The sequence below is a fragment of the Paracoccus alkanivorans genome (assembly GCF_003697785.1).
GTDB classification, from domain to species: Bacteria; Pseudomonadota; Alphaproteobacteria; order Rhodobacterales; family Rhodobacteraceae; genus Paracoccus; species Paracoccus alkanivorans.
On record NZ_QOKZ01000008.1, the window covers coordinates 19,643 to 38,399 of the forward strand.

The following is an 18,757-nucleotide window of genomic DNA, read 5'->3' on the forward strand; positions in this document are numbered from 1 at the left end:
GGAGGCGAAGCATGACGAATCGCGATGACCGGCCTGCCGGCCCGATCCGCTTGGCCGTGTCGGCCCTGTTCTTTGCCAATGGCTTGATGATCGGCAGTTGGGCGCCCAAGCTGCCGGCATTGATGGCGAGGCTCGAAATCAGCGAAGGCACCGCCGGGCTGGTCGTATTGATGCTGGGAGTGGGCTCGCTTCTGGTGATGCCGGTATTCGGTGCGATGACGGCGCGGCACGGCTCGGCCCGGGCGGTGCGGATCTCGGCGCTTCTGGCACTGCCGACGCTCCTGCTGATGTCGCTTGCGCCCAGCCTGTTGCTCGTGGCCGGTGCGGTGCTGCTTTACGGAGGTTTCCTGGGCGGCATGGACGTGGCGATGAACGCCAATGCCGTTGCCGTCGAGCGTGCTCGCCGACGGGCCATCATGTCCTCCTGCCACGGATTCTGGAGCCTGGGCGGCGTGGTTGGCGCGGGGCTGGGCGGCGTGGCGTTGTCCTCTCTTGGAGAGATGGGGCACGCGCTTCTGGTGACGCTGATCTTTGCCGCCGTGCTGGGCTTTGCGCTGCCAAGGATGCTGAAGGATGCGCCCGACGCGCGCGAGGCCAGGGCGCCGCTGAGGCTGCCGCGTTCGCCCTTGCCCTATATCATCGGTTTCATGGCGCTGTGCTGCATGGTGCCCGAGGGTGCGATCCTCGATTGGGCGGCGGTTTATCTGCAGCGCGAGATGGGAGCCTCGCTTTCGCTGGCGGGCTGGGGCTTTGCGGCCTGTGCGGCGACGATGGCCGTGATGCGTTTCATCGGTGATCTGCTGCGGCAAAAGCTGGGCGCGGTCAGCATGTTGCGGATCAGCGCGGTGGTGGCGATCGCCGGGCTGGGGATCGCCGGAATGGCCCCGGGGCCGATGCTGGCGATCATCGGTTTCGGTTTTGCGGGGCTTGGCATCGCCAATCTCGTGCCGATCGCCTTTTCCGCCGCCGGAAACCTGCCCATGATGGCGCCGGGGGTGGGCCTCGCCGTGGTGACGATGATGGGCTATTCCGGCATCCTGCTGGCGCCGGGAAGCATCGGGTTCCTGGCCGAGAGGATGAGCTTTTCCGCCATCTATATGGGCCTTGCCGGATTGCTGATCGTGCCGCTGCTGCTGTCGCCGCTGGTGCGGACAGCCGAGTTCACGGATCAGGAGGATGCCGCAGCGGCGGTTTGAGGCAGGCGGGGCAACCCTCTAACGGTAGACCTGCCCATCCCCGGGAAAGCTGCGGTCACGGACGGCTTCGGCATAGGCTGCGATCGCCTCCTCGGTCCGGGGACCGAGATCGCCGAATTTGCGCACGAAACGCGGCACGCGGCCGGACAGACCCAGCATGTCGTCCAGCACGAGGATCTGCCCGTCGCAACGGTTCGAGGCGCCGATACCGATGGTCGGCACCGGGACGGCTTCGGTGATGCGGTCGGCAAGCGCCTCCATCACGCCCTCGACGACAATGCAGAAGGCGCCTGCATCGGCCACGGCCTCTGCGTCGGCGACATGGGCGGGCCAGTCGGATTCGTCGCGGCCCTGGGTCTTGAAACCGCCCATGGTGTTGGTCGCCTGCGGGGTCAGGCCGACATGGCCCATGACCGGGATACCGCGTTCGGTCAGGAAGCGGATGGTTTCGGCCATGCGCGTCCCGCCTTCCAGCTTGACGGCGCCCGCGCCGGTTTCGGCCATGATCCGGGCGGCGTTGCGGAAGGCCTGTTTCGGGCTTTCCTCATAGCTGCCGAAAGGCATGTCGATCACGACCAGTGCCCGCTGGCTGCCGCGCATGGCGGCCTGTCCATGCAGGATCATCATTTCGAGCGTGACGCCGATGGTCGAGGGCAGGCCATGCACTACCATCCCGAGACTGTCGCCGACGAGGATCACCTCGGCATGCTTGTCGACCATGGCAGCCATCGGCGCGGTATAGGCGGTCAGCGAGACGATGGGCGTGCCGCCCTTGCGGGCGGCGATTTCGGGTGTGGTGATACGCTTGATCGGGGCTTGTGCGGACATGCGGACCTCTTCAGGGATGCGCGACGCGTTGATCGATCAGCAGCACATCGCCGAAGCGGACGGCCAGCAGGATCACAACGGGGCGGTCGATATGGTTGATCCGCGACAGGTCGGTGGCGTCGCGGATGTCGATGAAGCGGGTCTCGCCGCAAGGTTCGCTGTCCAGCATCGCGCGGATCTCGCGGCGCAGCGCGGTGAGGGTGACGCCTTCCGCCACCAGCTGCTGCGCGCGGTCGAGGGCGCGGCACAGCACCGGGGCGGCCGCCCGGTCCTGCGGGCTCAGGCGCAGATTGCGCGAGGACATGGCAAGCCCGTCAGCCTCGCGCACGGTGGGGACGGGGATGATTCGCACCGGCATGTCCAGATCGCCGACCATCTGCCGGATGATGGTCAGTTGCTGGTAGTCCTTCTCGCCGAAGGCGGCGGCATCGCAGCGGGTGATGTTGAACAGCTTGGTCACCACCGTGGTCACGCCGCGGAAATGGCCGGGGCGCAGCCGCCCGATCAGCATCCGCGACAGGGCCGTGGCCTCGACAATGGTCTGGGTGCCGGGGGGATAGATATCCCCTGCCGTGGGCAGGAAGGCGGCATCGACGCCCGCCTGCCGCAACAGCGCCAGGTCGTTTTCCTCGTTGCGGGGATATTTGTCGAGATCCTCGTTCGGACCGAATTGCGTCGGATTGACGAAGATCGATGTCACCAGCCGCCCGCCGCCCTGTGCCTTCAGCCAGTCGCGGGCGCGGGCGACCAATGTCATGTGCCCGTCATGCAATGCGCCCATTGTGGGCACCAGCGCGATGCGCTGCCCCTCGGCCCGCCACGCATCCGCGCATTCGCGCATGGCCTGCTTGCTGCGGCAAATCTGCATTATCCTGATCCTCCTCCCGAGGGATGGGGCCCAAATTAGCCTTTCGAGCGCGTTTAGCACAAGTGCTGCGATGCAGCATGTCGTTTTTTGCCGCCAATGGTCGGGCGGATGGGACCGTTCGGAATTTGCTCTGGCACTAACGGAGGAAATTCGGGCCAGAGGAGTCGCCAGCCATGAAAACGCATGTGAAGGTTCTTGTCGTCGGGGGCGGTGCGGTCGGATGCGGCATTGCCCTGCATCTGGCCCGCGCCGGGTGGGAGACGCTGCTGGTCGAGCGTGACGAGCTGACATCGGGCTCGACATGGCACGCCGCCGGGCTGCTGCCGCTGTTCAACATGGGCTACGCGACCAGCCATATCCATGATTATTCGGTCAAGCTTTATGCCGGGCTGGAGGCCGAGACGGGGCTGAATGCCGGTTTCACCCGTTGCGGCAACCTGCGCATGGCGCAGACGCAGGAGCGGATGGATGAATACATGCTCTATTCCTCGACCGCAGAGACGGTGGGGATCGAGCATGAATTTCTGACCCCCGCCCAGATCAAGGAACGCTGGCCGCTGGTCCGGACCGAGGATCTGAAGGGCGCGATCTTCCATCCCACCGATGGCTATATCAACCCCGCCGATGTGACCCAGGCCATGGCCAAGGGCGCGCGGATGGCGGGCTGCTCCATCGAGCGCAAGATCCAGGTGAACGGCTATCAATGGACCGGAACCGAATGGATCGTCACCTGCGAGAAGATGGGCGAGAAGGGCGGCAACCTGGTTCCCACCGGCGAATTGTTCGAGATCCGGGCCGAGCATGTGGTGACGGCGACCGGCAACCACGCGCAGCGCACCGCGCGGCTGCTGGGCATCAGGATACCTGCCATCCCGGTCGAGCATCAGTTCATCGTTACCGAAAAGGATCCGGCGCTGATCAAGTGGCGCGAAGAGGGCAATCCCGAGCATCCGGTCCTGCGCGACGCCGACGCCAAATGGTATGTGCGCGAGGAACGCGGCGGCTGGATCATGGGGCCATATGAGCGCAACGCCCCGGCGCGCTTCCTCTATGACGTGCCCGAGAGCTTCCGCGCCGACCTGTTCCCGCTGGACCTGGACCGGATCGAAGAGGAATACATGGCGATGATCCACCGGATTCCGACATCGGAAGAGGTGGGGCTGAAGGACGATTTCAACGGCCCGATCTGCTACACCCCGGATGGCAATCCGCTGGTCGGTCCCGCGCCGGGCCTGCGCAACATGTGGCTGGCCGAGGGCTTCAGCTTTGGCATCACCGCGGCGGGCGGCACCGGCCATTACCTGACGCAGATGATGACCGAAGGCGAGGCCGAGATCGACATGGCATCGCTGGACCCGCGCCGCTTCGGCCGCTGGATGACCACCGAATATGCCGCGCGCAAGAATGAAGAGGCCTATGATCACGTCTATATCCTGCATCATCCGGACGAAGAGCGCCCGGCCTGCCGCCCGTTGCGGACATCTCCGGCCTATGACCGGCAGAAGGCGCGCGGCGCGCAGTTCGGTGCAGTGAATGGCTGGGAGCGGCCCAATTATTTCGGCCCGCTGGATGCGCCGGAAGGGTTCGACCACGATTCGCGTAGCTTCCGCCGGGGCGGCTGGTGGGAGTATGCGCGCGCCGAGGCCGAGGCGATCCGGAACACGGCGGGCCTGATCGACGCGACGGCATTCGCCAAGCATGTCGTGACCGGGCCGGGCGCGACGGCGTTTCTTGACTGGCTGACCACCAACAAGCTGCCCAAGGTCGGGCGCATCAACCTGACCTATGCCCTGACCGAGGCGGGCACCACGCGCACCGAATACACCATCGTGCGGCGGGGCGAGAATGACTACTATCTGGTCTCGGCGGGCGCATGGGCGGATTACGATCAGGACAACCTGCTGAAATCGGCCGAAGATTTCATGGCCGCAGGCGGCGCGTTCGTCAGCATCCAGGACGTGACCACGCAATGGGGCGTGTTCGCCATCGCCGGCCCGTCCTCGCGCGATGTGCTGGCCGGGCTGATCCGCGATGCCGATCCGGAAACCGCCTTGTCGAACAAGCGTTTCCCATGGCTTTCAATGAGGCGGATCGAACTGGGCATGGTGCCGGTTCAGGCTATCCGGGTCGCCTATACCGGCGAATTGGGATGGGAACTGCATCACCCGATCGAGATGCAGAACCATCTGTTCGACCGGCTGATGGAGGCGGGCGAGCCCCTGGGGATGAAACTGGTCGGCGCGCGGGCGCAGAACTGGCTGCGGCAGGAGAAGTCCTATCGTGCCTTTGGCACCGAACTGGGCCGCGATGCCACTCCACTTGAAGCCGGGCTGGATCGCTTTGTCGATTTGTCCAAGGATTTCAAGGGCAAACCGGCGATGGAGGCAACGGGTATCCGTTCGAAATGCGTTACGCTGCTGATCGACGGGCCGGGAGACGCCGATCCCTGGGGCCGCGAGGCATTGTTCACCGATGGCGAGAAGATCGGGCGGCTGACCTCGGGCGGTTATTCGGTGGCGTTCGGCAAGCAGATCGGCATGGGCTATGTCCGTCCTGACCTGGCCGAACCGGGCACCCGGCTGAAGGTTAGGATGTTCCGCGAACTCTGGGACGCGGAGGTGGCCGAGGACAGCCCCTATGACCCGCAGAACGCCCGTATCCGCGTGGACGGGTAAAGGCGGGCAGGCGGCGGCGACGTGCTGCTGGCCGCCCTTTCGCCTTCCCCGGCCTCTGGCCCTTTGAATACCGGCCGCACGGTTTTGCAATACAAGAAAAGCCCGCCATCACTGGCGGGCCATTGTCATCCGACAATTAAGAGCATGACCTTGCGGGACCATCCTCGCATACGCGACCGTTACCGGCAAGGATATCCGTCACATGATGCGGGGCATATCCCGCCGATGTCGTCCTAGCTGTCGTCGTCGTCCGAAGCGACCGCAGCGACGACGCCCAGCAACAACAGGGCGGGAACGATCAGGCCAGCGTTCGAGGATGCCGGTTCCTCCTCGACGATCACGGGTGCTGGCTCGACAATGGGAGCGACATAGCCCCCCGCCAGCGCCGAAGATGCGGCCAGACCGAAAACTGTCGCCAAAGTGGTGAATTTAATCATCAATACGCTCCTTGCTTTTTACTTCCGCCATTGTAGGGCAGATTGCGTGAAGCTGTATACAGATATTGAGACATAGCTGTCTGGAAAGGCAAAAACATGCCGGACGCGATCATCCAATCGCATCTACTTCCCGGGGAAATGGAAGTTTTTGGAGCGGGCGATGAGATTCGAACTCACGACCCTAACCTTGGCAAGGTTATGCTCTACCCCTGAGCTACGCCCGCATCCTGTTCCGACGGCGCTTCGTTTCGCCTTCGGTGAGCGGTGATTTATGGGACTGAGCCGGGGGGTGCAAGGGGAAAATTTAATCTTCGGGCAGATTTTTGCGGCGGGTTCGGTAGAAATCGCTTTGCAGGCCGGGCCTTGTCAGTCAGCGTCGTTCCCGATCCGGCCAAGATGGGTATCGCGAAAGCCGGTCGCGGATTTCAGCCCATAACCCAAGGCCCGATCGCCGCCGATATGAGCCAGCCAGATCGCTCCGGCGGCGATCCAGGCCGGCTGTCCGCTCAACAGCCCCAGCAGTGCCAGGATCAGCCCGCAAGCATAAAGATGAAACGCGTTGTAGACCGCGGCACCGATGCGCGGCCCGGCCAGATAGCCCAGCATGGACAGATCGGGGGCCAGAAGCGCGATCGGCCAGAGCCAGAGCGGCCAACCCGGCTGCGTCGCCCCGGCAAGGGGCAGGGCGGCTGCAAGGACAAGCCCGCCCTCGATCCGCTGCCAGAGAACGGGTGTCACTCTGCCGCCCGGATGCGCGCCGGTTTCAGCATTGGCGCCAGGTAGCGCCCGGTATGGCTTTCCTCGGCTTCCGCCACGGTCTCGGGCGTGCCGGTCGCCACGATCCGCCCGCCGCCATCGCCGCCCTCGGGGCCGATATCGATGATCCAGTCGGCGGTCTTGATGACGTCCAGGTTATGCTCGATCACCACGACCGTATTGCCCTGTTCGACAAGGGAATGCAGCACTTCCAGCAGCTTACGCACATCCTCGAAATGCAGGCCGGTGGTCGGCTCGTCGAGGATATAGAGCGTGCGCCCGGTCGCACGCCGGCTGAGTTCCTTGGACAGCTTGACCCGCTGCGCCTCGCCGCCCGAGAGGGTCGTCGCCTGCTGGCCGACCTTGATATAGCCAAGCCCCACCTGCATCAGCGCGTCCATCTTTTCGCGGATCGAGGGAACGGCGGTAAAGAATTGCTGCGCATCCTCGACCGTCATGTCGAGAACATCGGCGATGCTCTTGCCCTTGAACTTGATCTCCAGCGTCTCGCGGTTATAGCGCGCGCCTTTGCAGGTTTCGCATTCGACATAGACATCGGGCAGGAAATGCATCTCGATCTTGATGACGCCGTCGCCCTGGCAGGCCTCGCAGCGGCCGCCCTTGACGTTGAAACTGAACCGTCCGGGCTTGTAACCGCGCGCCTTGGATTCAGGCAGACCGGCGAACCAGTCACGAATCGGGGTGAAGGCACCTGTATAGGTGGCGGGGTTCGAGCGTGGCGTGCGGCCAATGGGGCGCTGGTCGATATCGATGACCTTGTCCAGATGCTCCAGCCCCTTGATGGTTTCGCAGGGGGCGGGGGTCTGGCGCGCGCCGTTCAGCCGCAGCGAGGCGGTCTTGAACAGCGTCTCGATGGTCAGCGTCGATTTGCCGCCGCCCGAAACGCCGGTGACGCAGATGAACTTGCCCAGGGGAAATTCGGCGGTGACCTCTTTCAGGTTGTTGCCGGTGGCCTTGACCACCGTCACCGATTTGCCAGTGCCCTTGCGCCGCTCTGACGGGACGGCGATTTCGCGCGCGCCCGCCAGATACTGCCCCGTCAGGCTGGCCGGGTCGGCGGCGATCTGGTCGGGCGTGCCATGACTGACCACGGTGCCGCCATGCACACCGGCGCCGGGGCCCATGTCGAAAACGTAATCGGCATGGCGGATCGCATCCTCGTCATGCTCGACCACCAGCACCGAATTGCCCTGATCGCGCAGGTTCATCAGCGTTTTCAGCAGCCGGTCATTGTCGCGCTGATGCAAGCCGATCGAGGGTTCGTCCAGCACGTAAAGCACCCCGGTCAAACCGCTGCCGATCTGGCTGGCCAGGCGGATGCGCTGGCTTTCGCCGCCCGACAGCGTTCCCGCCGCCCGCGACAGGGTCAGGTAGTCGAGCCCGACATTCACGAGGAAGCCAAGCCTTTCGCGGATTTCCTTGAGGATCGCGGCGGCGATCTCGTTCTTCTGCTTCGACAGATGGTTCGGTGCATCCTCGACCCAGGCCAACGCCTCCTTGATCGACAGCTCGACCACCTGTCCGACATGATTGCCCGCGATCTTGACGGCCAGCGCCTCGGGTTTCAGGCGATAGCCGTTACAGGCGCCGCAGGGGCGGTTGTTCTGGTAGCGTTCGAACTCCTCGCGCACCCATTGCGAATCGGATTCGCGCAAGCGGCGCTCCATATTCGGGATGACCCCTTCGAAGGCCCGGGACACCTCGTAAACCCGTCCGGCATCATCGAAACGGAACTTGATCTGCTCATCGCCCGAGCCGAACAGGAACAGGCGCCGCACCTCCTCGGGCAGATCCGTCCACGGGGTCTTCTTGTCGAAGCCGTAATGCTTTGCCAGCGCGTTGATGGTCTGGGTCAGATAGGCCGATTTCGACTTGGCCCATGGCGCGATGGCTCCCTTGTCCACCGATAGCGAGGCATCGGGCACAACCAACCGTTCGTCGAAGAACAGCTCGACCCCAAGCCCGTCACAGACCGGACAGGCGCCGAAAGGGGCGTTGAAGGAAAACAGCCGCGGTTCGATTTCGGGGATGGTGAAGCCGCTGACGGGGCAGGCGAAATTCTCGCTGAAGGTGATCCGCTCGGGCTCACCCTCGGCCGGGGCGGTTTCCAGAACCGCAATCCCGTCGGCCAAATCCAGAGCGGTGCGCAGACTGTCGGCCAGTCGCGTCTCCAGCCCCTCGCGCACGACCAGCCGGTCCACGACGACGTCGATATCGTGGCGGAATTTCTTGTCGAGCGTGGGTGGCTCGTCCAGCTCAAAGAACTGCCCATCGACCTTGACGCGTTGGAAACCTTGTTTGCGAAGCTCCAGGAATTCCTTTTTGTATTCGCCCTTCCGGTCGCGCACGATCGGGGCCAGCAGATAGGCGCGGGTGCCTTCCTCCATCGCCATGATCCGGTCGACCATGTCCTGCACCTGCTGCGCCTCGATCGGCAGGCCGGTCGCGGGGGAATAGGGCGTGCCGGCGCGGGCAAAGAGCAGCCGCAGGTAATCGTAGATCTCGGTGACGGTCCCGACGGTCGAGCGGGGGTTCTTGGAGGTCGTCTTCTGCTCGATGGAAATCGCCGGGGACAGGCCGCTGATATGATCCATATCCGGCTTGCCCATCATGTCGAGGAACTGCCGCGCATAGGCCGACAGGCTTTCGACATAGCGCCGCTGCCCCTCGGCATAGACCGTATCGAAGGCGAGGCTGGATTTACCGCTGCCCGACAGCCCGGTGATTACCACCAGCTTGTCGCGCGGGATATCCATATCCACGCTTTTGAGATTATGCTCGCGCGCGCCGCGAACTTCGATGAACTTCTGTTCCATAAGGCGTGCCCCGACCGATCCGCTGCCAGACATAATGCCGGCCCCCGAAAAAGCAACCAGATCATGAGAACATAAAGGGAACGCAATCGCAAGCGGTGAAAATGTTTCGGCGGGTTGCTTTCAGGGATAAAGCAGTTTGCAGTTAGTCAGGTTCAGTTGCGACTTGCATCCTGCGATGGCCGGGGGCGCTGCCCGTCGCCGGCAGGTCTCTCGAACCGGTGGCGCGACCGGCCGGCGACCCCCGGGATATTTGCATGAAGAAGAAGTGAGCCGGGATGAATTCGATCAGGCGCAAACTGCTCTAGTCAGGCGGAAAGGCGAATGCCGGCATTACCGAGGCATCATTCCCGGCCTGCACCGCCATTCCTGCGGGATCGTGCGAATCGCGATGCTGCGGCGGCTGTCAGCAGGATCAGCGCCAGCAGGACAACCGGTGCCGGACCCCAGCTTGCCCACCTCGTCGGGGGCAGGGCTCCGGGCAGCTTTGCGTCGATCTTGCCCGATTCGCCCAGGGGCAGGCTCTGGCGGATATCGCCATGCGCGTCGATCACCGCGCTGACGCCCGTATTGGCGGCGCGGATCAGCGGCAGGCCGGTCTCGATGGCACGCAGGCGGGCTTGCGCCAGATGCTGATAGGGGCCGGAAAACTTGCCGAACCAGCCGTCATTGGTGATCTGCAGCAGCCAGCCGGGACGGTTGTCCAGCCCGCGCATATGCTGTGGAAAGATCGCCTCGTAACAGATCAGCGGCTGGAAGGCGGGCAGGCCGGGCAGGGTGGTGACTTGCGGTCCGGGACCGGCGGAATAGCCGTTGCCCTGCTGGGCCGCGAAAGCGCCGATTCCAAGACGCGCCAACTCGTCCCCCCAGGGGACATATTCGCCGAAGGGAACAAGATGGAACTTGTCATAGATCGAGATCACCTCTCCGCCGGGCGCCACGGCGGCAAGGCTGTTGTAATAGCGGCTGCCCTCTTGCCGCTGGATACCCATGACAAGTGGGGCATCGGCGGCCCGCGACATGGCGGGTAGGATATCCCCGGCATCGTTCAGCAGGAAATTCACCGCCGTTTCCGGCCAGATGACCAGATCCCGGGGACCGGGTTCGGCGGAGAGGTCAAGAAGACGCCGGAAAAACACGCCGGACCATTCCGGGTCCCATTTCAGGCGCTGCTCGGCATTGGGCTGAACGATACGCAGGCGCAGCCCGGTGTCGGGCGGAAGAGGCTGGGCCTGTCGCGCAAGACCCGCGGCCCAGCCCGATCCGACAAGCAGGATCGACAGCACCACCCCCGGCAAGGCGCCGATCACCGGGTTGCCGGAGGAACGCCAGAGCAGGGCGGGCAGGGCGGCCGCGATCAGGGTCAGGGCGCTGAGCCCGATGGCGCCGGTCCATGCGGCGGTCTGCGCGATCGGGGTGCCGATCCAGACATGACCGGTCAGCGCCCATGGCAGGCCGGTAAAGATCCAGCCGCGCAGCCAGTCCGACAGGATAAGCGCGGAGACAATCCCCATGGTCCGTGCCCGGGGGGCGGGGCAAAGGCGCGATGCGATCCAGACCGGTAGCGCCCAGAACAGCCCGCCGCCCAAGGCCATCAGGATCAGCGCGAAGGGCGCCATCCAGCCATAGATCTCGGGCTCGACCAGGAAAGGCTCGACGATCCAGACAAGGGCGAGGGCGAACCAGCCGACCCCGCCCGCGAGCGCGTGCCGGAAACTGGCCCCCGCCGTGCCCGCGCGCGAGATACGCCAGATCAGCAGCGAAAGCGTCACCAGCGTGATGCCCCAGATGCTGAAAGGGGCAAGGCCAAGCGCGGCCAATGCCCCCAATACGAGGTCGGGCAGGAGATGGATCAGCGAGCGGCGGCGAGGCACGTCCGCCAGTGGGAGCCTATGGGCGCGACGAATCGCGGACATGCCGTATCACGAGTCAGAGCTATCGGCGGTTTCGGACGGTGCGGGTTGGTCCTTGCCGCTTTCGGCCACTGTCTCCTCCGTCTTCTTGCGCCGGCTGCGCGTTGTCTTGGGCTTTGGCGTCTCGGCGTCCGTCTTGCTTTCCGGCCCGGATTTGGACGCGTCCGCATCGTCCGATTTCTTGCGGCGCGTGCTGCGCTTAGGTTTTGGCGCTTCTTCTGTGGTTTCGGCCGCTTTTTCTTCGGTCTTGGCCTTGCTGCTGCGCGAACGTGTCTTGCGCGGCTTGGGCTTTTCTGCGGCGGGGGCGGCACTTTCGGACGCTTCCACCATTTCCGGGGCCTTGGCCGTTTCCGGGGTCTCGGATTTCTTGCGGCGCGTGCGCTTGGGTTTCGCCGGAGTGGATTCCACGGCGCCTTGTGCCGCCTGATCCTCTGCTATGGCCTCTTCGGAAGCCGTTTCCACGGCAGCCGGGTTTTCTTCCGCCTTCTGCCCGGTCTTCGCCGGATCTGCGGATTTCGACGATTTGCGGCTGCGGCGCTTGGATTTCGCGGGCGCCTCTGCCGGTTTTTCCTCGACCTGCTGTTCGACCGTTTCGGGCACGTCGTCACCGTCGACCGAGGCACTGTCCGTGGCCGAACGCAGGCTGACCAGCATGAATTGGGGAACATGGTTTCCCATGCCGATCACAGCCGGACCACGATCTTCTCCGCGTCCGCGGCGGCGGTCGTCGCGCCGCTGGCTGCTGCGCTCCGGTTTCGACGCCTCGGTTTCGGCAGGACCGTGACGGTCGCTTGACGGGCGGCTTTCGGTCTTGTCCTGTAAACGATCCTTGTCATGCGCGCGGTCATCATCGCGGCGGCTGCTGCGACGGCGCGAGCTGCCACGGCTGTCCTTGCGATCGTCGCGGGATGCGGAACGCGACTCGTCGGAAGGAGAGAAACCTTCCGGCAGAGGGGCGCGCGGCAGGCTCTGTTTCAGCAGCGTCTCGATGGCCGAGAGATATTTGTCATCCGCTGGCGTGCCGATGCTGATCGCGATGCCCTTGCGGCCCGCCCGCCCGGTGCGGCCGATACGGTGGACATAGTCCTCGGCATGGCTGGGCAGATCGAAATTGATGACATGGCTGACAGCGGGGATGTCCAGCCCCCGAGCGGCGACATCCGAGGCGACCAGCAGCTTCAGGCTGCCGTCCCGGAAACCATCCAGTGTCCGGGTCCGGTGGCTCTGGTCCAGGTCGCCATGGATGGGCGCGGCATCATAGCCGTATTTCTTCAGCGATTTTGCGACGATATCCACATCCGTCTTGCGGTTGCAGAAGATGATCGCATTGGTCAGCGCCTCGCCCTCGGCATCGATCAGCGCGCGCAGAAGCTCGCGTTTCTGCTTGACGGCCTGATCCCGGCGGGAGGGGGCGATCTCGACCAGCCGCTGCGTGATGGTTTCGCTGGCGGTGGCCTGCCGCGCAACCTCGATCCGCTCGGGGGCGTGCAGGAAGGTATTGGTGATCCGCTCGATCTCGGGCGCCATGGTTGCGCTGAAGAACAGCGTCTGGCGGGTGAAGGGGGTCAGCTGGAAGATCCGCTCGATATCGGGGATGAAACCCATGTCCAGCATCCGGTCGGCCTCGTCCACGACCATGATCTGCACACCGGTAAGCAACAGCTTGCCGCGCTCGAAATGATCCAGCAGGCGGCCGGGCGTGGCGATCAGCACATCGACGCCGCGATCGATCAGCTTGTCCTGCTCGCCGAAGGAGACGCCGCCGATGAGCAGCGCCTTGGTCAGCCGCGTATGCTTGGCGTAGATGTCGAAATTCTCGGCCACCTGCGCCGCCAGTTCCCGCGTCGGGCAGAGCACAAGGCTGCGGGGCATCCGCGCCCGCGCCCGCCCGCGCCCCAGCAGCGTGATCATCGGCAGGGTGAAACTGGCCGTTTTACCAGTGCCGGTCTGGGCGATACCCAACACGTCGCGCCCCTCCAGCGCTGGCGGGATCGCACCCTGCTGGATGGGGGTGGGGTTGTCGTAACCCGCCTCGGCGATCGCCTTGAGAACCTTGGGGTCAAGCTTCAGGTCGGAAAATTTCGTCATCAGGGACTTTCTGCAAGATGCCGCGCGAATATCGCGCGATGCGTTCCATGCCGCGCGCCCGGATGGCGCTTGGCGGCTTTCATGGGACGCATATCCGCACGCCCCTTCGGTCGGCCCGCCGGATGCGGGCAGGCACTCGCTAGACCAAACCGGCTGCAACGTCAATCTTTGACAAGGGAAATGCCTGTATTCGGATATGCTTGCGGAACTCTGGCCGGGAATGCAGGTTCCACGACAGGAGCAGCGGCAAGGGGACAGGGATGGCAACCGAGATGACTGGCGGGATCAGCCCGATGCAGGCCTTCGCCATGGTGGGCGTGGCGGGTGTGGCGGCACAGTGGCTCGCATGGCGCTTCAGGCTTCCGGCTATCGTGCTGATGCTGGCGGCGGGGCTGGTGCTGGGACCGGTCACGGGACTTTTCGTGCCGGTGCGTGACCTGGGCGCGATCATTCAGCCGATGATCGCGCTGGCGGTGGCGGTGATCCTGTTCGAGGGCGGGCTGACGCTCAGTTTCAAGAAGCTGGCCGATGCGCGCCCCGCCGTGCGGCGGCTGGTCTATATCGGCGCCCCGCTCGGCTGGATCTTCTCGTCGCTGGCGCTGGTCTTCGGCGCCGGACTGGGATGGGAGGCCGCCATCGTCTTCGGCGGTATCATGATTGTCACCGGCCCGACGGTCATCGGGCCGTTGCTGCGTCAGGCCAAGCTGACCTCGCGGCCGGCTCAGGTGCTGCAATGGGAAGGCATCGTCAACGATCCGATCGGCGCGCTGGCCGCGGTGCTGGCGCTTGAAATCGTGCTGATCCGCAATACCGGCCTTGGATGGGGCGCCGCCCTCGGGCAACTGGTTGTCGGCGTCGGCCTGGCGGTGCTGATCGGCGGGCTGGCCGGTTACGCGATCGTGCAGGCTTTCCGCCGGGGCTGGGTGCCGGAATACATGAAGGTGCCGCTTTTGTTCGTCGCGGTGCTGGCGGTATTCGCGGTCTCCGACAGCCTGCTGCATGAAAGCGGCCTGCTGGCCGTGACGGTGATGGGGCTGGTGATCGCCAATGCCGACCTGCCCAGCTATCACGAGCTTTACCGCTTCAAGGAACATGCGACGATCCTGCTGGTCTCTGGCGTGTTCATCCTGATGGGGGCGGGGATCGAGTTCGAGACGCTGGCGCAGCTGAACTGGTGGCGGGCGGGGCTGTTCGTGGCGCTGGTGGTGCTGGTGGCGCGTCCGCTGACGGTGCTGGTCTCGCTGATCGGGACCAACCTGCCGATGAAAGAGCGGATGCTGATCGCCTTTACCGGCCCGCGCGGGGTGGTGCTGGTCGCGGTTTCGGGCGTATTCGCCGAAAGGCTGGTGGCCGAGGGCGTCGCCGATGGCGCACTGGTTGCTCCGTTGGCCTTCGTGCTGGTCCTGACCACGGTGGTGCTGCACGGCTTCACGCTGGCACCATTCGCGAGGCGGCTGGACCTGTCCTCGGGCCAGAAACCGGGCTTGCTGATCGTCGGCGGCTCGCAATTCGCCACCGGGCTGGCGACGGCTTTGCAAAAGGCCGAGGTCGATGTGCTGATCACCGATCCGAACCGCGATCACCTGCGCAGCGCCCGGGCCGCCGGATTGCCGGTTTTCTACGGCGATATCCTGGGCGAAGCGGCCGAGCACAATGTCGAGTTCATCGCTTATAGTGGCATTCTCGCGGCCTCGGACAACGACGCCTACAACACGCTGGTCGCCACCGATCTGGGGCCGGAATTCGGGCGCGAATCGATCTGGCAGCTTGCCCGTCACAAGGAGGCGCGCGCCCGCCATGCCCTGCCCAGCCAACTTGGAGGACGGGCGGTCAACGGCAACCGCACATTGGCGGAATACCTGGAATTGCTGGCCGGGGGCTGGATTTTCCGCACCACCCGGCTGACCGGCGAATATCGCCTTGAAGACTGGCGGCGGGCACGCGAGACCGCCATTCCGCTGGCCGTCGTCTCCAACCGGCAGCTGTGGTTCGTGGGCAGCGAAGACGACCTGGTGGATCGTCCCGATGCGCGTATCATCTCGCTCCTGCCGCCCGAGGCCGCAGAGCAGATCGCGCGTGAAAACGAAGCGCGGGAAGCGGCGAAGGAGCAGGCGAAGGCCGAAGCCGAGGCGGTCAGGCGCGGCGAGGGCAATGGCAGCGTGACGAAAGAGGCGTAATGCGGCCGCCGCGGGGCGTGAACGGCCTATAGCGGCCCCGTCTGCCAGAGCCGGATCTTCAGCCCGCCATGTGCCACGACCGGCCCCGGCGCCCGCCAGGTCAGCCCGGTCGCCTTGGCCAGTCCGGCATCGCTGGTCACGATTCCCACGCGCCAGCCCCTGAACCGTTCCCGGAACACCTCTCCCATCGCCGCATGCAAGCCGTAAAGCGGCCCCTTGTTGCCGATCCGTGCGCCATAGGGCGGATTCACGATCACGATGCCCGGCGGGCAATCGGGGCATTCCAGGTCGCTGATCTGGCATTGTTCGAACCGGGTGCAGCCCGTTATTCCGGCACGCTCGGCATTGGCGACGCTCATCCGCACCGCCCCCGCATCCCGGTCGCTGCCGAAGAATTGCGGCACGGCGGAACGCGGCTCCACGGCCTTCCGCATCCTGTCCCATTCCGCCCGATCGAAACTCGCAAGCTGCTCGAATGCGAAACGGCGCGAGCGGCCCGGCGCCATGCCCGCCGCGATCTCCGCCGCCTCGATCACGAAGGTTCCCGAGCCGCACATCGGGTCCAGCACCGGCTGGCTACCGTCATATCCCATCTCGCGCAGGAACATCGCGGCCATGGTTTCACGCATCGGGGCCTTGGCGACGGCTTCCTTGTGGCCGCGCTTGTGCAGTGATTCGCCGGTCGTATCGAGGCTAATCGTGACCAGATCGTCCTCGATCCTGACCTTGACCACCATTGCCGCGTCCGGCGTGATCTCGGCCCCCAGCTCTTCGTGCAGGGCCCGCTCGATCCGCTGTTTCGCCGCGCCCGCATGGTAAATGCGCGAGGCACGGCAGGTCGCCTCCACCCGGATGGAAAGATCGGGACGCAGCACCTCTTCCCACGGGAATTTGCGCGCCCGCTTGTCAAGCTGTGCCAGGTGCAGCGCCCGGAAACTGCCGATACGCGCCAGGACACGGGTCGCGCCCCGCAGCATCAGGTTCGCCCGCCACACGTCCCGCCAACTCCCGCGAATGGTCAGGCCGCCGGGCTGCGTCTCGGGCATCCAGCCCAGTTCGCGCAGTTCGGCCGCAAGGGGCTGTTCGAGCCCGGGTGTGGCAACCAGGAATATATCGAAAGGATCATCGCTCATCGCGCAGCCCTAACCCAAGCCGCGCGCATTGGCGAGAAGGTCAGCGCCCGATCCGGCGAAGAATCCGCATGGCCTGCCTTGTCCGCTTGTTGTTCACGCCCGCTCTCTTGCCGGGCCCGGAGCGCTTCCTGCCGGATTTCGAGGCCGCGCGGATTCCCTTGTTGATACCCCAATTCATCAGGCGGCGCGTCACCAGTCGGGCGAACATGTTGATAAGCTGGTTGGCGTTCATCTCGATCTCCCCATCGCGTTCCAGGGCATTCCCGGAAACGCTTCAGTCATTCTCGAACAGGTCCTCCGCGGGATCGTCACTTTCAATGTCGTCATCCTCGTCGCGTTCGACAAGGGGCATGGTCATCGCCTCTCCGGGCGGGCGGGACTCGAGCAGCCCCGCCGCCCGCAATTCCGAGAGCCCCGGCAGGTCACGCGCGGATTCCAGCCCGAAATGATCCAGGAAAGCCTCGGTGACGACAAAGGTCGCGGGGCGGCCCGGGGTCATCCGGCGGCGGCCCATCCGCACCCATTCCATCTCGATCAGCTGGTCCAGCGTGCCGCGGCTGACCGCCACGCCCCGGATTTCCTCGATCTCGGCGCGGGTGACGGGCTGATGATAGGCGATGATCGCCAGGGTCTCGATGGCAGCGCGCGACATCTTGCGCTGCTCGACCGTCTCGGCCTGCATCAGGAAACCAAGGTCGGATGCGGTGCGGAAGGCGTAACCGTCGCCGATCCGCTCCAGCGTGATGCCGCGCCCATCGTAGCGGCGGCGCAAGGCTGCGACCGCTTCGGCCGGGTCGCAGCCCATGGGCAGCCGCTGTGCCAGTTCGCGAATGCTGACGGGTGAAACGGCGGCGAAAAGCACCGCCTCGACCATCCTTTCCTGCTGCTCCATTGGCGGAGGCGGGAAATCGGGCGAATTGGCGGCCTCTGTGGGCGGCGGGGCATCGGGGTCGTCGTCGGTCAATTCGGTCACGTCGGCCTGCGTCGAATGGTGATCGGTGCGAAAGCATCCTTTTGCCGTATCTCCAGCTTGCCCTCCCTTGCAAGCTCCAGCGAGGCGGCGAAGGTGGCGGCGGTGGCGGAACGGCGGCGCGCGCCCTGTCCCTCCCAGCCATCGGGCAGGAAATCCGACAGATCCGTCCAATCGCCAACAAAGCCGATCATCCGGCGAATGCGTTCCAGCGCCTGCTCCATGGTGAAGACGTCCTGCCGGTCGAAGGCATAGGGGCGGAACTCGTCGCGGGTCTTGAGCCGCGCATAGGCGCGCATCAGGTCGATCAGCCCGGCCTGCCATTCGGTCCGCCGCTTGCGCGTCACCGTCTCGGGGGCGCCGCGCTGAAAGCGGCTGATGCCGAGCCTGTCGCGCCCCATCAGCCGCGCGGCTGCCTGCCGCATGGCGTCCAGCCGTTCCAGCTGAAAGGCGAGATGCGCCGCCATGTCCTCGGCGCTCGGCCCTTCGGCCTCGGGATCAGGGGGCAGTAGCAGGCGCGATTTCAGAAAGGCCAGCCATGCCGCCATGACCAGGTAATCGGCGGCCAGTTCGATCCGCAGGGCACGGGCCTGCTCGACGAAAACCAGATACTGCTCGGCCAGATGCAGGACCGAGATCTTCATCAGGTCGACCTTTTGCGTCCGCGCCAGCGTCAGCAGCAGGTCAAGCGGCCCCTCGTAACCATCGACATCAACGATCAACGCCTCTTCGGCGCGGCGCTCTGCCACCGCCTCGGCGTCGAAGGAATCGGTTACAGGCCCATCGGGGACGGGCTTGAGATAGGGCACGGTCTTGACAGGCTTGGCCATGGCAGCCCCCGCTTGCGGTCAGAGCGACAGAGTCCGCCCTTGGCGGCACGGA

Annotated in this window: 13 protein-coding genes, 1 tRNA gene and 1 pseudogene; 3 read left to right on the forward strand and 12 right to left on the reverse strand. The window is 64.9% G+C overall.

From position 1 onward, the window contains the following. Positions 1–11 precede the first annotated feature (11 nt). Entirely contained in the window at positions 12–1,196 is a 1,185-nt protein-coding gene (locus tag C9E81_RS17680) for an MFS transporter (RefSeq protein ID WP_122113685.1), read from the forward strand. Between the two features lie 18 nt (positions 1,197–1,214). Here the strand turns inward: C9E81_RS17680 and panB are convergent, their stop codons facing one another. Then, positions 1,215–2,024, reverse strand: a complete 810-nt coding sequence (gene panB, locus C9E81_RS17685) for a 3-methyl-2-oxobutanoate hydroxymethyltransferase (protein ID WP_122113686.1) — start codon at positions 2,022–2,024, stop codon at positions 1,215–1,217. A 10-nt stretch (positions 2,025–2,034) separates the two neighbouring features. Continuing rightward, positions 2,035–2,892 carry a pantoate--beta-alanine ligase gene (gene panC, locus C9E81_RS17690; RefSeq protein WP_122113687.1) on the reverse strand — a complete coding sequence of 286 codons (858 nt, stop codon included), beginning with the start codon at positions 2,890–2,892 and terminating at the stop codon, positions 2,035–2,037. 173 nt (positions 2,893–3,065) lie between these two features. Between panC and C9E81_RS17695 the strand changes: the two genes are divergently transcribed. Next, positions 3,066–5,567 (forward strand): GcvT family protein, encoded by a 2,502-nt coding sequence (locus C9E81_RS17695; RefSeq protein WP_122113688.1) that lies wholly within the window; start codon positions 3,066–3,068, stop codon positions 5,565–5,567. A 233-nt stretch (positions 5,568–5,800) separates the two neighbouring features. Here the strand turns inward: C9E81_RS17695 and C9E81_RS17700 are convergent, their stop codons facing one another. The 6 genes and pseudogenes from C9E81_RS17700 to C9E81_RS17725 form a co-directional block, all read right to left on the reverse strand. Further along, entirely contained in the window at positions 5,801–6,004 is a 204-nt protein-coding gene (locus tag C9E81_RS17700) for a hypothetical protein (RefSeq protein WP_122113689.1), read from the reverse strand. A gap of 149 nt (positions 6,005–6,153) precedes the next feature. Further along, positions 6,154–6,228, reverse strand: a tRNA-Gly gene (locus C9E81_RS17705). Positions 6,229–6,370: 142 nt separating this feature from the next. Continuing rightward, a complete protein-coding gene (locus C9E81_RS17710) occupies positions 6,371–6,742 on the reverse strand; it encodes a DUF4260 domain-containing protein (RefSeq protein WP_122113690.1) in 372 nt (123 codons plus the stop codon). After that, the gene (gene uvrA, locus C9E81_RS17715; protein ID WP_122113803.1) at positions 6,739–9,597 is read right to left on the reverse strand and encodes an excinuclease ABC subunit UvrA; all 2,859 of its coding nucleotides are present in this window, start codon (positions 9,595–9,597) and stop codon (positions 6,739–6,741) included. The genes C9E81_RS17710 and uvrA overlap by 4 nt, the downstream gene beginning before the upstream one ends. Before the next feature lie 341 nt (positions 9,598–9,938). Further along, positions 9,939–11,510, reverse strand: coding sequence for an apolipoprotein N-acyltransferase (gene lnt, locus C9E81_RS17720; RefSeq protein ID WP_122113691.1), 1,572 nt, complete (start codon positions 11,508–11,510; stop codon positions 9,939–9,941). Between the two features lie 570 nt (positions 11,511–12,080). Next, positions 12,081–13,595 (reverse strand): annotated as a pseudogene (locus C9E81_RS17725) (DEAD/DEAH box helicase); the annotation flags it as partial. A gap of 260 nt (positions 13,596–13,855) precedes the next feature. Between C9E81_RS17725 and C9E81_RS17730 the strand changes: the two are divergent. Then, on the forward strand, positions 13,856–15,772 hold the full coding sequence (locus tag C9E81_RS17730; RefSeq protein ID WP_122113693.1) for a cation:proton antiporter: 1,917 nt from the start codon (positions 13,856–13,858) through the stop codon (positions 15,770–15,772). 26 nt (positions 15,773–15,798) lie between these two features. Here the strand turns inward: C9E81_RS17730 and C9E81_RS17735 are convergent, their stop codons facing one another. From C9E81_RS17735 to C9E81_RS23155, 4 genes are read right to left on the reverse strand one after another with little or no spacing between them, the layout of a single operon-like run. After that, positions 15,799–16,905 (reverse strand): THUMP domain-containing class I SAM-dependent RNA methyltransferase, encoded by a 1,107-nt coding sequence (locus C9E81_RS17735; RefSeq protein ID WP_122113694.1) that lies wholly within the window; start codon positions 16,903–16,905, stop codon positions 15,799–15,801. Positions 16,906–16,945: 40 nt separating this feature from the next. Beyond that, positions 16,946–17,137: a hypothetical protein gene (locus C9E81_RS17740; protein WP_122113695.1), complete on the reverse strand. Its 192-nt coding sequence runs from the start codon at positions 17,135–17,137 to the stop codon at positions 16,946–16,948. A gap of 42 nt (positions 17,138–17,179) precedes the next feature. Next, positions 17,180–17,869 (reverse strand): SMC-Scp complex subunit ScpB, encoded by a 690-nt coding sequence (gene scpB, locus C9E81_RS23150; protein ID WP_425010665.1) that lies wholly within the window; start codon positions 17,867–17,869, stop codon positions 17,180–17,182. A gap of 5 nt (positions 17,870–17,874) precedes the next feature. Next, positions 17,875–18,705: a segregation and condensation protein A gene (locus tag C9E81_RS23155; RefSeq protein ID WP_122113696.1), complete on the reverse strand. Its 831-nt coding sequence runs from the start codon at positions 18,703–18,705 to the stop codon at positions 17,875–17,877. Positions 18,706–18,757 lie beyond the last annotated feature (52 nt).

Coding starts and splice junctions, on each gene's coding strand:
- C9E81_RS17740 (WP_122113695.1), bottom strand. CDS start 17,137: ATGAACGCCAACCAGCTTATCAACATGTTCGCCCGACTGGTGACGCGC.
- C9E81_RS17730 (WP_122113693.1), top strand. CDS start 13,856: ATGGCAACCGAGATGACTGGCGGGATCAGCCCGATGCAGGCCTTCGCC.
- C9E81_RS17700 (WP_122113689.1), bottom strand. CDS start 6,004: ATGATTAAATTCACCACTTTGGCGACAGTTTTCGGTCTGGCCGCATCT.
- C9E81_RS17695 (WP_122113688.1), top strand. CDS start 3,066: ATGAAAACGCATGTGAAGGTTCTTGTCGTCGGGGGCGGTGCGGTCGGA.
- panC (WP_122113687.1), bottom strand. CDS start 2,892: ATGCAGATTTGCCGCAGCAAGCAGGCCATGCGCGAATGCGCGGATGCG.
- C9E81_RS17735 (WP_122113694.1), bottom strand. CDS start 16,905: ATGAGCGATGATCCTTTCGATATATTCCTGGTTGCCACACCCGGGCTC.
- panB (WP_122113686.1), bottom strand. CDS start 2,024: ATGTCCGCACAAGCCCCGATCAAGCGTATCACCACACCCGAAATCGCC.
- C9E81_RS23155 (WP_122113696.1), bottom strand. CDS start 18,705: ATGGCCAAGCCTGTCAAGACCGTGCCCTATCTCAAGCCCGTCCCCGAT.
- uvrA (WP_122113803.1), bottom strand. CDS start 9,597: ATGGAACAGAAGTTCATCGAAGTTCGCGGCGCGCGCGAGCATAATCTC.
- lnt (WP_122113691.1), bottom strand. CDS start 11,510: ATGTCCGCGATTCGTCGCGCCCATAGGCTCCCACTGGCGGACGTGCCT.
- C9E81_RS17680 (WP_122113685.1), top strand. CDS start 12: ATGACGAATCGCGATGACCGGCCTGCCGGCCCGATCCGCTTGGCCGTG.